The sequence below is a fragment of the Campylobacter sp. RM16188 genome, assembly GCF_012978795.1.
Lineage (GTDB): Bacteria > Campylobacterota > Campylobacteria > Campylobacterales > Campylobacteraceae > Campylobacter_A > Campylobacter_A canis.
In genome coordinates this window covers 32,272-45,884 of sequence record NZ_LIWQ01000006.1, presented here as the reverse complement: position 1 = coordinate 45,884, position 13,613 = coordinate 32,272, and the positions used below count along the sequence as shown (strand labels likewise).

Annotated in this window: 13 protein-coding genes; 5 read left to right on the top strand and 8 right to left on the bottom strand. The window is 38.2% G+C overall.

Annotation, left to right across the window (positions count from 1 at the left end):
• The first annotated feature begins 93 nt into the window (after positions 1-93).
• The 5 genes from CDOM16188_RS04570 (at position 94) to CDOM16188_RS04550 (ending at position 4,330) form a co-directional block, all read left to right on the top strand.
• Complete coding sequence (locus CDOM16188_RS04570; RefSeq protein ID WP_172199539.1) at positions 94-1,002, top strand: AEC family transporter; 909 nt, start codon at positions 94-96, stop codon at positions 1,000-1,002.
• Between the two features lie 68 nt (positions 1,003-1,070).
• Complete coding sequence (locus CDOM16188_RS04565; protein ID WP_172199536.1) at positions 1,071-2,123, top strand: hypothetical protein; 1,053 nt, start codon at positions 1,071-1,073, stop codon at positions 2,121-2,123.
• Between the two features lie 128 nt (positions 2,124-2,251).
• Positions 2,252-2,509 carry a hypothetical protein gene (locus CDOM16188_RS04560; protein ID WP_172199415.1) on the top strand — a complete coding sequence of 86 codons (258 nt, stop codon included), beginning with the start codon at positions 2,252-2,254 and terminating at the stop codon, positions 2,507-2,509.
• Positions 2,509-3,171, top strand: coding sequence for a response regulator transcription factor (locus tag CDOM16188_RS04555; protein ID WP_170019923.1), 663 nt, complete (start codon positions 2,509-2,511; stop codon positions 3,169-3,171). The genes CDOM16188_RS04560 and CDOM16188_RS04555 overlap by 1 nt, the downstream gene beginning before the upstream one ends.
• Positions 3,164-4,330: a HAMP domain-containing sensor histidine kinase gene (locus CDOM16188_RS04550; protein WP_172199533.1), complete on the top strand. Its 1,167-nt coding sequence runs from the start codon at positions 3,164-3,166 to the stop codon at positions 4,328-4,330. The genes CDOM16188_RS04555 and CDOM16188_RS04550 overlap by 8 nt, the downstream gene beginning before the upstream one ends.
• Here CDOM16188_RS04550 and CDOM16188_RS04545 read toward each other — a convergent pair.
• From CDOM16188_RS04545 to CDOM16188_RS04510, 8 genes are all read right to left on the bottom strand, one after another.
• Positions 4,327-4,941: a tetratricopeptide repeat protein gene (locus tag CDOM16188_RS04545; protein WP_172199530.1), complete on the bottom strand. Its 615-nt coding sequence runs from the start codon at positions 4,939-4,941 to the stop codon at positions 4,327-4,329. The two genes, CDOM16188_RS04550 and CDOM16188_RS04545, sit on opposite strands and share 4 nt — an antisense overlap.
• Positions 4,942-4,950: 9 nt before the next feature.
• On the bottom strand, positions 4,951-7,971 hold the full coding sequence (locus tag CDOM16188_RS04540) for an efflux RND transporter permease subunit (protein ID WP_172199527.1): 3,021 nt from the start codon (positions 7,969-7,971) through the stop codon (positions 4,951-4,953).
• Positions 7,972-8,715: an efflux RND transporter periplasmic adaptor subunit gene (locus CDOM16188_RS04535; protein WP_172199524.1), complete on the bottom strand. Its 744-nt coding sequence runs from the start codon at positions 8,713-8,715 to the stop codon at positions 7,972-7,974.
• Positions 8,712-9,995: a TolC family protein gene (locus tag CDOM16188_RS04530; RefSeq protein ID WP_172199521.1), complete on the bottom strand. Its 1,284-nt coding sequence runs from the start codon at positions 9,993-9,995 to the stop codon at positions 8,712-8,714. The genes CDOM16188_RS04535 and CDOM16188_RS04530 overlap by 4 nt, the downstream gene beginning before the upstream one ends.
• A 108-nt stretch (positions 9,996-10,103) precedes the next feature.
• A complete protein-coding gene (fliP, locus tag CDOM16188_RS04525) occupies positions 10,104-10,838 on the bottom strand; it encodes a flagellar type III secretion system pore protein FliP (protein WP_169942814.1) in 735 nt (244 codons plus the stop codon).
• A 9-nt stretch (positions 10,839-10,847) separates the two neighbouring features.
• Positions 10,848-11,624 carry a flagellar motor protein MotB gene (locus CDOM16188_RS04520; protein WP_172199518.1) on the bottom strand — a complete coding sequence of 259 codons (777 nt, stop codon included), beginning with the start codon at positions 11,622-11,624 and terminating at the stop codon, positions 10,848-10,850.
• Positions 11,625-11,632: 8 nt separating this feature from the next.
• On the bottom strand, positions 11,633-12,397 hold the full coding sequence (locus CDOM16188_RS04515) for a motility protein A (RefSeq protein ID WP_172199515.1): 765 nt from the start codon (positions 12,395-12,397) through the stop codon (positions 11,633-11,635).
• A 97-nt stretch (positions 12,398-12,494) separates the two neighbouring features.
• Positions 12,495-13,613, bottom strand: coding sequence for a PepSY domain-containing protein (locus CDOM16188_RS04510; protein ID WP_172199512.1), 1,119 nt, complete (start codon positions 13,611-13,613; stop codon positions 12,495-12,497).

The following is a 13,613-nucleotide window of genomic DNA, read 5'->3' as shown; positions in this document are numbered from 1 at the left end:
GCTTTGGTTATTTTTTCAAGATAAATTTTATCTATCTTTAATAACCATTGGCATATAATTTCGGCTTTCATTTTAAAATTTTAGGTAAAGATTATGTTCACGCCGCTTTTGTCTATTTTTATTTTGATAGCCTCAGGATATTTTGCAAAAAAAGTTAAAATTTTCGAGCAAAAGCAAGCTAGTATTTTTATAGATTACGCACTATGCTTTGCTCTGCCCGCATTGATATTTGATAAAATTTATCACGTAAGCATAGATAAAACTCTCATAAACATAATCCTAACGGGCTTTTTATCCTCGTTTGTAGCCGCTTTTATTGTATTTTTTACCTGCAAGGCGTTTAAATTTAGCCAAGCTACAGCCATTAGCGCTTTATTGCTGGCGATGTTTGGCAATACTATCTTTATCGGTATGCCTATCATAACGGGCTTTTTTGGAGAAGATGCTCTGAATGAAGTTATATTTTACGATCAGTTCGCCACATCCATACCCATATCCATACTTGGTCCGTTCATACTATCTTTTGGAGCTCCAGCAAAGGTCTCTTTGGTTCAAAACACGATAAAAGTGCTTAAATTTCCTCCATTTATAGCACTTATCGCAGGGCTTATACTAAGAGGTATCGATCTTCCTTCAGTTATATTTACCGCGCTTAATCTTTTTAGCCAAAGCGTAGTTCCGGTTGCCCTTTTTGCTATCGGTATCGGACTTGGTTTTAGAAGCATAAGAAGCTCATATAAAGCCACTTTAATCGTAATCGCAGGCAAAATGCTAGTAGCTCCTCTTATATTTATCCTTATAGCTTTAATATTTAGCGTTGAATTTAGCCCTAAATGGCTCATAGGAATTCTTCAGTGTGCTATGCCGCCGATGGTTTTAGCAAGCGCGATGATAATGAAGGCAAATTTAGACAGTCAGCTTGCAGTTTCAGCCGTAGCTACAGGCGTTGCATTTAGCTTTATCAGTCTTCCTTTGGTATATTTTATCTGCGGATTTTTGTAAGAAATTTCATATAAATAATTCTTAAATTTTGCCGATTTATCATAAACGCCTAACAACAAAGGAGTATTATGATAAGCGGTATAAATAGTTTTAGCGCGAATTTAAATTTCAGCCTTAAAGACAATCAACCAAAAGCTTTGCAAAAAGACGGTAATCCCGACAATTTGAATAACCAAATAAATCATAATACAAATTTAAAGATCGATTACGACAAAGTAGATCCTGATGATCTTTCGCCAAGCGAGCTTGAAAACTGGGCAAATGCAGTAGATCCTAAAAAGTTATCAAAAAAACATCTTAATAAATGGCTAGCCGTAAAAATGGGCTTTACTAAACCGCAAAAAGAACTTAGTATTTTTTACTCCAAAGAAGATATACAAAAATCTTTCGCCTTAAGCGGCTATACTACAGAAGGCAAGATAAGTATCTGGGGCAAGCTAAGCGGATTTGATCAATCAATGAGCAAGGAAGAAGTTGAAAACTTAAAAAAATTCGTAAATAGCACCAAAGTGCTAGGTATAGATATGTTTGGCAACTACGGAAACGATGCGGTAAGCGTGGATGCGCTTAACAACAATATCATAGGCAAGGAAAGCAAAGGATTTTTTGGATTAGGAATAGCTAAAAATTTAGGCGGTCTTTTAGAAGATGAATCCTTGCGGATTCTAGATTCTGATATGGATATAGAGGAATTTAAAAGCAGATGGCTTGATTATGCGATAAGAAAGAGGGCTGAAATTGAGATAAACGGCAGTATCAGCGAGATTAAAGATATGAGACCTGATAAAGAGAGGCTTTATCTAGCCAAAAAAGATGGCGACTTAAGAACTTACATAATGGAGACAAAAAAGCATAAATACACCCTTAATATAGCTATTTCAAGCAGTGATAGCTTAGAGAAAATTTCTCAAGCGCTAGAGAGCGTAAAAGAGCTTATACAAAAAGAAGAAAAGAGCGAATTTAAGCCAATCAAAGCTACAAGCAAGAGCAAAACTTATAAAGATGAAATAAACAGGGAATTCTTTCTAAAATTTTTAAAAGCCGAACAAGAAAAAGGCAACGATATAACAAAAATTCTAGAAGAGCTTAGAAAGATAAGCAAACTAGATATGAAAATTTAAAACCAATTTGACTATTTGATCGTGACTTGTAGGCTTTTATAATTAAAATTTGATGGCACAAAATCAATTAACACTCACTTCACACTTCTTGGTTAAGATTCTAGCATAATTTATCACAAGGAGATACAATGAAAAAGTTAGCTTTAGTTGCGCTTGGCGCTATGTTTATGGTTGGCGGTGTTATGGCAGCAGACATGAAAAAAGATGATATGATGTCAAAAGATATGTCTATGCCGATGGCAAAAGAGATGAAAGATGATATGAAAATGCACAAAGACGAGATGAAAAACGACATGAAAAAAGATATGCCTGATAAAAAAGATGATGTGATGATGAAAAAAGATGAAATGAAAAAAGAGATGAAAAAACCTGAAGGCATAATGTAATGACAAGAATTTTGCTCGTAGAAGATGATGAAATTTTAAGCGAAATGATAACCGAGTATCTAAGCGAGAGAGATTATAAAATAACCGCTTGCGTAGATGCTAAAACCGCTCTTGATCTGGCCTACGAGCAAAAATTCGATATCTTGATACTTGATGTTAAAATTCCTAAAGGCGATGGATTTTCGCTTCTATCGTCCTTAAGGAAGGCTGACGTAGATACACCTGCTATATTTACGACCTCCCTAAATACAATAGAAGATCTTGAGGTAGGCTACAAAAGCGGTTGCGATGACTACCTCAAAAAACCCTATGAGCTTAAAGAGTTGCTTTTGCGTATCAAAAATTTACTTAGGCGAAATTTCTCTCATACAAACGATGACTTTATCGAAATTGCCGACGGATTTAGATTTCACATAGACAGCAAAACAGTTCAAAAAGATGGCGAAAATGTAAATATCTCAAATAAAGAGAGTGAGCTTTTAGCGCTATTTTTACAAAACAAAAACAAACTTCTTACAAAGGAAGTTATATATGATAAAATTTGGGGCTATGACGAAGAGCCAAGCGAGCAAAGTTTGCGCGTATACATAAGGACTTTACGCCAAATTTTAGGCAAGGACAGCATCATAAATAAACGAGGTGACGGCTACATCTATGTCTGAAAAAACCAAGATAATATCTAAAATTTTATCCCTCTATCTAATCACCAGCGCGCTATTTTTAAGCTATTTTTCGATAAACGATTACAAAATGGCAAAAGAGGCGCTTATCTCAAACGAAGTAAAAAATCTCAAAGAGATAAAAATGGGAATTTACATGAAAGCCAGCATGAACGGCATAAATTCCGCCGCTGCACTCATGCAAGAAAAGCAAGTAAGCGCGTGTATCGTCTCAAAAGAAGGCAAGATAATCTATCAAGACACTGAGTGTCTGCAAGATACCAAAAAAAACGTAGCGTTTTTAAAAGAAGGCAAAGTAGTTATATATGAAGCGCTTCAAAGCATGGAAAGCAATGCCACCGGAGAGCTCTCAACGGCAAATATATTGCTTGAAGGAAGAGATATAAGAAGCGATTTAAATCTCTTAAAGCTTAAAAATTTAGGAAATTTACTTCTGATACTTACAATTATCATGGTTATAGCCTACTACTTAGCAAAGCTCTCTTTAGAGCCGCTTCACGCCAAGATAAATGCGCTAAATCGCTTCATAAAAGACTCAACGCACGAGATAAACACGCCCCTTAGCATAATAATGATGAGTATAGAAACAACCGATAAAAGCACGCTTAGCAGCAAAAATTTAAAGCGGATTAACAACATCGAACTAGCCGCAAGAAGCCTAAGTAACATCTACGAAGATCTTACCTACCTATCCTTTAGCAAAAATGACGCGAGTAAAAAAGAGCAGATAAATTTAAAAAATCTATTTAACGAACGGCTTGAATATTTCGCTCCGTTTTTTGCCAAACGCTCAATCATCCCGCAGATAAATTTAAGTGAAGCGAGTATAAACGCAAACCTCTATGAGGTAAGAAGAATGATAGATAACCTCATCAGTAACGCTATAAAATATTCAAATGTAGGCGGATTTGTAAGCATAAATTTAAGCAAAAATGAATTTGCCATCACAAATAGCGGCGAAGGTATAAGCAAAGAGCAGCAAAAGAAAATTTACGATCGCTACACACGCTTTAACAACGACCAAGGAGGATTTGGAATAGGACTGAATTTGGTAAAAAGAGTTTGCGAAAGCAACGATTTAAGCATAATTTGCGAAAGCGAGATCGGTCAAAACACGACTTTTAAAGTAAGCTGGAGCTAAAATTTATCCTCAAGCAAGGAGAAATTTTTACACCCTACCTCATCGCCAAGCTCGCAACCCATCTTATAATACTTCCTAGCCACATCTCTGCTGCCACCCTCAACCCCTAAAGAGAACTGATGCATACCGCCTAAATTCGTACAGCTCTTTGAGTGCTTAAGATCTATGCAGGCTTTTTCATACAGCTTTATAGCTCGCACGAAATTATGCCCCGTCTCGATGCCTAGTCTATATGAATTGCCCGCGTTATAACAGCCGTATTTGCTGTTTAGATCGCAAGCTTTTAAAAACAGCCCTATAACTTCGCTACCTTCTTCATGTCCGTCAAATCTCTGATAAAGCGAACCTAAATTTGAACAAGCTACTCCAAGCTCGCTTTTACAGGCTATTTTGTAACAAATTTCTGCACTTTTAAGATCGTCTGCAAGCTCAAATTCAACGCCCATATCATTGCACTCGCTTGATGTTTTATCCTTACATATATGCTCTTGCTTGACTTCGGTTTTGCTTGAATTGCTATGTAAATTTTGATTTTTAGCTTGGTTTAAAGAGGCGCATCCGCTAAATAAAACCGTGATAAAAACAAGCAGATAAAAACTCTTAAAGCTCATTTTGCGTCCTTAAATTTCATCTCTTTTGTAAATTTTACCGATAAACTTATCTACCTTATACGTTATGCCAAATAGTGCAGGCACCAAAAATAGCGTAAGGATCGTAGAGCTGATGAGCCCTGAGATGATAGATATCGCCATAGGCGAGTTGCCCTCATAGCCCGCTCCTCTTGAAAGAGCAAGCGGAAGCATGGCAAATATCATCGCAAAGGTTGTCATCAGTATCGCTCTTAGCCGCTTTGAGCCCGCCTTTATGATGGCTTCATTTACATTCATGCCCTCATTTGCGTATCTGTTTGCAAAGTCCACAACCAAAATGGCGTTTTTGCCGACCATTCCAAATAGCAAAATCGCTCCGACCATCACAAAAAGACTAAACGAATTTCCGCTTAGATAAAGCCCCACGGCAACTCCGCCAAATGCAAGCGGCATAGATATCATAATGATAAAAGGCATGATAAGACTCTCATAAAGTGCGGCTAGTATCATGTATATGAGAATTACACTAAGGCTAATCGTAAATATAAACGCCTCGTTCGTATCATTCATTAGCTCTATAAAGCCCGTCATGCGGTAATCATATCCTTTAGGCAGTATGCTTGGGATTTGCTCATCAACAACTTTTTGCACGTTATCAAGCGGGATGTTATCCACATTTGCCACGATTAGGATTTGGCGCTGTTTGTTAAATCGCATAATCGATGAAAAAGTCTTGGTAAGCTTAAAATTTGCTACCGAATTTAGCGCGACACTCTCGCCGCTTGCACTTCTTATACGCAGCTTTTCAAGCGAAGATACATCTTTTCTATGCTCGTCATCAAACCTAAGCATTATGTCGTATTGGTCATTACCGTCATCAAAAGAGCCGAGGAAATTTTGCCCAAAAGAGCCGTAAACCACCCTTGTGATATCATATTCGCTTATGCCTAGACGCTTGGCTTTTTCTTTATTTACCGAAATTTCAAGCTGATTTATCCTATCTTCGTTGTCGCTGCTTATATCGACAACTCCGCTAACGCTTTCTAAAATTTTCCTAGCCTGAGATAAAATTTCATCAAGTTTTTCCAAGCTATCACCCGTGATAACTAGCTGCACAGGCTCGTTTGCTCCGCCTGCATCGACCATAGGAAGGGCTGAAATTTTTATATTTAAATCATCAATCTTAAGCTTCTTTCTATACTCCTCCATGATCTGAGGCTGCCTATCTCTTCGCTCTTTTATGTCTTTTAATTTAGCGTAAATTTTAGCCTTAAAAGCATCCTTGGCGTCGGTATACCCTACAAGCATATAGGCATAATCCACACGCGGGTCTTTATTTAGCTCATCAAGCACAACCGAGGACTTTTCACTCATAGCAACAAGTGAAATTCCGGGCTGGGCTTTAATGAAAATTTCAAATTCGCCATTATCCTCAATAGGCATAAAATCCATGCCGACTTTCATGGCAAGGCTCATACAAAGCGCAAGCAATGCAAGGCTTAAAACAACAAATAAAGTTTTAAATTTTAAAATAAGCCCCAAAAGCCACGCATAGCCGTTTTCAAGAGCTACAAAAAACGGTTCGGTAAGATGAAAGAATTTGCCCTCTTGCGCGTTTAAAAACCTAGCTCCAAGGCTTGGTATAAGCATAATGGATACAAAAAACGATACCACGATACCGCCCGCTACGCTCATGGCAAAGGAGTTAAAGTATCTACCCACAATGCCTTCCATGAACGCAATAGGCACAAACACGCAAAGTAAAACGGCACTTATGGAAAGTACGCTAAATGTTATCTCGCCCACTCCCGCAAAACTTGCTTTTAGCGGGTTTGTCTCGCCCTCTTGCATCTTTTTTGAGATATTTTCTATAACGACTATCGCGTCATCGATAAAAATTCCGATCCCAAGCGTAAGTGCTATCAAAGTAAGGCGATTTAGGTCAAACCCAAGCATATCGATAATAAAAAACGTTCCGATAATGCTCGTAGGTATGGAAAGTGCAGAGATAACGGTAGAGCTAAAATTCCTAAGAAAGAAAAATACTATAAAGATAGTCAAAACAACGCCAAGCACCATATCAAAGCCAACCTGCCTGATGTGCTTTGTGATGTTTTCGCTGTTATCAAAGGCGATCTTTAGCTCATACTCGCTGCCCACGATCTGCCTTAACTCATCTATCTTAGCTTTTACGTTTTCTATCGTGGCTAGAGCATTTACTCCGCTTATCTTTAAAAGCTCAAGCATGACGCCTTGCTTGCCGTTCATCACGGCGATGCTATCGGTATCTTTTTTATCAAGCTCTATGCGCGCGACATCTTTTAAAAATATCCCGCTTGCAAGCCTAAGCTCTTTAAGCTCATCTATGCTGCTTGCGTCAAAATTACTCTTTAAAAAGAGTTCGGAATTTTCGTTCTCAAGCTTGCCTAAAGGGGCTTTTAAGTTTTGAGTCTTGATCAAATTTACGACATCGTTTGAATTCAAACCGAATTTATCAAGCTTAAAAGGATCAAGGTAAATTTTCACCTGAGGCTGCAAAAATCCCGTATCATCAACCTTACCTATCCCGTCAATGCGCTGCAAAAATGGCTTTACCTTCTCATCTACAAGCTTCATAAGAGCGACTTCATCGCCACTATTTGAGCTTATAAATATGTTTAAAATTCTATCGCCCGTTCCTTTGATCTTTTCTATCTCGCTTCTACCGTCAACGCCCGCCTTACTAACCTTATCGCGCACATCATCGGCAGCTACGTTGATATCTTTTTCAAGGTCAAACTGTATAAGCACCACACTTAGATTGTTGTAGCTGTATGAGTGAATTTTATCTATGCCGTCAATAGTAGAGATCTCATCTTCTATCTTTTTAGTGACTTTTGACTCGATTAAATTCATATCTCCACCCGAGTAAGTAGTGATTTTAATGAGCGGAATTTCAATTTCGGGAAAGAGATTTACAGGCATTCTTTGTAGCGACATGACGCCAAAAACGACAAGGGACATAAATATCATCAGCGTCGTTATGGGTTTATTTATGGCAAATCTATACATCTATTTCACCGTTATATATCCCTCGCCAAAAAGCCCCGGCATAAGACCTTGCGCATAAACTTCAGCGTAAATTTTACGTGTTCTCGTATCTATTTTAGGATGAATTAAGGCTATAGCACCTACCATTTCTTCGTTTGAGCCGTCAAGCTTATACCTAAACTCACTTCCTACTTTTACTGCATCTTTAAATTTCTCATCATAGCTGATCACAAGCTTAACTTCAGGATATGAAAATATACCAATGAGCCTTTGAGCCACTCCACCCACACCTTCGCCTACTTCGATGCTCTTTTTGGATATTGTGCCGTCAAAAGGCGCTTTAAGAAGTTTGTTTTCAAGCATTTCGTTTGCGTTTTTGATAGCGATTTTTGCCTTTTGCACCGCTAAACTAGCTCGCTTAAACTCAAATTCCGCATCCTCGTAAGCCTGAGTAGAAGTTACGCTTTTTACTTTTTTAAAGCGTTCCAATATGTCTTTAGCGTGCTTAAGAGCCAAATTTGCAAGCTCTAAATCATTTTTAGCCACTTCAAGCGCGATTTTTTCACTCTCGTTTTCAAGCTCAACCAAAACATCGCCCTTTTTTACCATATCAGAAACATCCACATTTACCTTTTTAACTATACCAAAGCTCTTTATGGCAAGCTCTGCGCTGTGTTTAGCCACCACGTCAAAATTTGCATAAATTTGCTCTTGCGCAGATAGTATCAGGCAAAGAGTGGTTAAGATTCCTAAAATTCTATTCATCGCTCTACTACTCGCTTTAAAATTTCCTCGCCGTTTTCATACAAAAACTCGGCCTTTTTTATCTCGTATTCATCCTTGCTCAGCTCAAGCCCGCTTTGGGCTTCAAATTTAGCCGTTAACGCCTGCAAAAACTCCACATATCCACTAAGTCCCGCTTCATATTTTTTAAAAACCGCTTCATAAGAGCTATCGGCGGCCTTTAGTGCCAGCTCATGGGCGTTAATTTTTTCTTTTAAGATATTTAATTCGTTTTTTAAATTTTGCAAATTTATCCTATTTTCAAGCCTCTTTTGCTCCAAATTCAAAGCGGCTTGATTTGACGCTATTTGTTTAATCTGCTTCTCTTTGCTGGTTGCTTCAAAATCAAAAATTTTCCAAGAAAAACCAAGGGTTATCTCGTTTGTCCTGTGTCTTTTCTTAAAAATCGTATCAAGATACGGCGTTATAGCTTTAAACCTAGGATCAAGCGAAGAGAAGTCGTTGTCAAAGTCATTTCGGTAAACGGAGTAAGTGTCTTTAATGAAAATTTGCGGAAGCGTGGCCGAGCCTGCGATCTTTATATCTTCACGGCTTGCCTTAAATTCTTCTTCAAGGACTTTAAGGGCCGTTTTGCTTGAACCCTGTGCCAAATTTGGCTCATCTATCCTAGAGTCACTTGAAGGGGTTAAAATTTCATTTGTAAGCAGATTTATCTTGCTGTTTATCTCATCTTGCTTTTGCTTATAGCTTAGCGCCTCAACCTTTGCAGCGTGAAATTTAGCCTTGATCGCTTCAAACTCATCAATCGCCGCAAGTCCGGCGGAGTAAAATTTCTCAAGCCTATCAAGGGCGTTTTTAAGGTAGTTTATCTGAGCCTCTTTTGCTTTTATGATCTCATTTAGCGCGATAAAGTTAAAGTAAAGCCTGCAAATATCAAGAGCAAGAGAGTTTTTAAAATCCTCATTTTTTAAAATTTCACTTCCGTGCAGGTGCTTAAGCGCGGCTAAGCTCGCCTCTCTTTTGCCTCCGTCATATAACAAAAACTCGATACTGGCCAAAATTTGCAAGCTTTGCTTTGGAGTTAGTATGCTAGGATCTAACAAATGGTAATTATATCCGCCTTTTAAGTTTAAATTTGGCATATAAGAGCTGCGAATGCTTTCGTGCTTAAGCTGGGATTTTTGAGGCTGCATGCTTGAAATTTGAGCTAAATTTGAGCTGTGAGCTAAATTTATGATCTCACTTAGACTGCTTGCGCTTAGACTTAAACTAATAGCAAGAGCTAGACAAGCCTTTTTCATTCTAAACCCATAAGGCTTAGTAGATGTCTGCTAAAAAGATAAAATAGATTAAATTCATACTTAAATGCCATCTTTGCCATCCTTTATTCAAATTTTAGCACCAAATATCTAATGAAAACTCCGCACCAAATTCATAACAAGCAGATTCCAGCCGTCCACAAGCACGAAGATAAGCAGCTTAAAAGGTAGAGAAATCATAGTAGGAGGAAGCATCATCATACCCATACTCATAAGCACGGAGCTTACAACCATATCTATAACCAAAAACGGCAGATATATCAAAAATGCTATCTCAAAAGCGGTCTTTAGCTCGCTTATCATAAATGCGCTCATAGTTATAGTTAGCGGAATTTCTTCGATATTTTGCGGATTTGGCAAATTTCTTATGCGGAAAAACAGAGCCAAATCCTTTTCTCTGGTATTTTTTATCATAAATTCTTTAAACGGCTTAACTCCCTCTTCAAATGCAACCTGATAGCTTATCTTCTCATCCAGATAGGGCTTAACGGCTACATCATAAGACTGCTTAACCACAGGCTCCATAATAAAAAAAGTAAGTACCATAGCAAGTGAGATAAGCACGGTAGATGGGGGCATCTGCTGAGTTCCCATCGCTTGGCGTAAAAATGAAAATACGATAATAAGACGCAAAAAGCTTGTCATCATAAAGACAAGCGAAGGCGCAAGGGTTAGTATCGTTAAGACGATTAATACGTTTAGCGAGGTTACAAGTTGTTGTGGCGTATCGGGTGCCGTTAGGGTTAAATTTACGGTTGGGATAGTTAAGTTGTCATCCGCAAAAACAGCTAAAGCAAAAAATAGCAAAAATAGAACTTTTTTCACTTACACTTCCTACTTGCCCTGCATATCAAGTATGCTTTGTTGCGTTTTTGCCCTGTCTCCTTTATCTTGCGAGATGAAGTGAATTTCTACGCGACGATTTTTCTCCCTGCCCTGCTCGGTGGAATTTGAAGCAAAGGGCTCAAATTCGGCCTTTGCTGAAGCCATAAGCTTTTTAGGGCTTACGCCGTCTTTGATAAGCTCATCTACGACGCTTATAGCACGGGCTGAAGAGAGCTCCCAGTTGTTTTTGTATATGCTATCGCTATTTGGAAGCTCGTTATCCGTGTGTCCTACTACGTTTGCTACGATATCGCCCGGAAGCTTATCTATAACCATAGCGATGCGCTTTAAAAACAAAATAGCATGGTCATTGCTCAAAACCGCACTTCCCTTACTAAAGAGCAAGCTTGCAGGAAGTCTTATGATAAAGCCGCTTTCGCTCTCATCAAGCGTAACTTCAGGCGATCCGCTGGCGTGTAAGAGCTCATTTATGGATTTTACGGTCTGGTCGAAATTTAGCTGAACGTCGGTTCGTTCTTTATTTCTTGTGGCGTGAGAGTCTTGATTTTGTTCAGGGCTTACATCAGGCTTAGCACCTCCTTCAAGCACGCTTAAAGCTCCTGCAAGCGATCCTACCGCCGCTTCAAGCTTTTTAGCGTCCATCGTACTCATTGATAGCAAAAGCACGAAAAAACAGAGCAAAAGAGACATCAAATCCCCAAAAGCCGCAAGCCAACTTGGCAGACATTTAGGACAATCGGCGGGATCGATTAATTTCTTAGCCATTTTTAGCCTTAGTTAAACTGACTTACTCGCTCTTTAGGCGGCAAGAAAGAAAGAAGCTTCATCTCAAGCGTACGAGGATTATCGCCCGCTTGGATAGCCATAATACCTTCAATTATAATCGTTTTTGCAAGACTTTCGTCTTTATCTCGGATACCTAAGATATTTGCAACGGGCGCTCCAAGGATATTTCCTATCATCGCTCCGTAAAGTGTGGTGATGAGGGCTACCGCCATAGAAGGACCGATAGCGGAAGGATCGGACATATTTAAAAGCATGGCGACAAGTCCGATGAGAGTTCCTATCATACCCATCGAGCCTGCAAAACCTGCTATCTGATCAAAAATTTTGATATTATCGGTGTGTCTTGAGCTGGTTTGCTCCATATCTATTTCAAGCAAAGCTCTTATATCGTCAGGCTCATTGCCGTCAACCGCCATAGATAGGCCCTTTTTAAGAAATTCGTCAGTTTCGTTATTTGCGTCCGTTTCAAGGGCTAAAATTCCATCCCTACGAGCTTTTGTGGAGTATTCAACCATCTTTTTAACTATCTCTTGAAGATTGAATGTCTTAGGCTTTACTGCGATTCCATAAAAAGTAAAGAGCTTTTTCATCTGCTCCATCTTAAAGCCGACCATCAAGCATCCGATAGTTCCGCCAAAAACGATCATCACGGAAGGAATGTCGATATAAGGTCCGATACCAACGCCAATAGCCATCGCACCAAACAGCAAAACCATAATCAAAATCCAACCGACAACGGTTCCTAAATCCATCTCAGACTCTCTTTAAAGCTTAAATTTTAAAATTTTCTTATTATTGTAGTTATTTTTACTTGAAAAGCAGTTAAATTTTGATTAACATTATGAGAATTTATAAATTTTTCCTGCGCTTAAAAGCTCTTTTAAATGTCATATAAAATCCGCTCAATACAAAAATAACGACTGAAAAAGAGGCTACGCACCAGATAAATTTGCCTATCTCTCCAAAATAATACCCCGTATGAAGCTCATACATGCTTAGTCTTACTTTTGAAGTAGGATCGGGTGCGTCTATTGCATTGTCAAATATAACTTTTTCGTCGTGTACATTTATCTGTATCGTCTTAGCTCTGTCGTTTTTAAAATCTTTCATCCAATAAAAAATATTATAAGTCGAGTTATTTTCACCGATCATTAAAGTGACTCTATCGTACTCCTTACCCTTATTTTCTTTAAAAATTTCATAAGCCTTATCCACTCCTTCATAGCTTTTTACGGCATTTAATCTTCCTTTTTGCATTTTGCTTTCTGTTTTTGAAGCAAAAAGAGCATTTATACTCTTAGCGTACCAGCCGTAAGACCAGTAAAGTCCAGTTAAACAAATCAGGGTGAGCAGTGCAAACAGCCAAACTCCGATCACGCTATGCAAATTATAAAAAAACGCATATCCTTTTAGCCTAAAATTTAACTTTGAGGCCTTTATGAAATTTCTTTTAAGCAACGGCAAATAAAGCCAGATTCCAGATATGCAAAGCAAAATTAAGACTATAGTACAAATCGCTACTATATGTTTTCCCGCAAGCCTTACTCGCCTATCGTCGCTTTCAAAGAGAGCAAAGCCTAAATTTCGGTGCAAAACAAGCACGGTTCGCATAAATTCAGATGACTCGTCTTTTGCGATAATTTTGCCGTCATAAGGATTTACAAAATAAACTTCGGCTTTTGTTTTATAAACTTTTGCCGATCTGTTTGGATCATTTGAAATTTGAAGTCTTACGGGACTTGAGTTTATCTGCTCTTTAAATTTATTTAAAATTTCGCTTGGTTTTAAGTGAGATTGAGAGGTCTTTTCTACATGTAAATTTTTAGAATTTATAAAATCTGAAATTTCGCTCTCATAAGAGATGATAGAGCCTGAAATAGCGATAATTAAAAGCGGTAATGTAAAAATTATAGATAGTAAAAGATGTATATTGAACATAAATTTTTTACGCTTTAAAAGCTTGCTCAT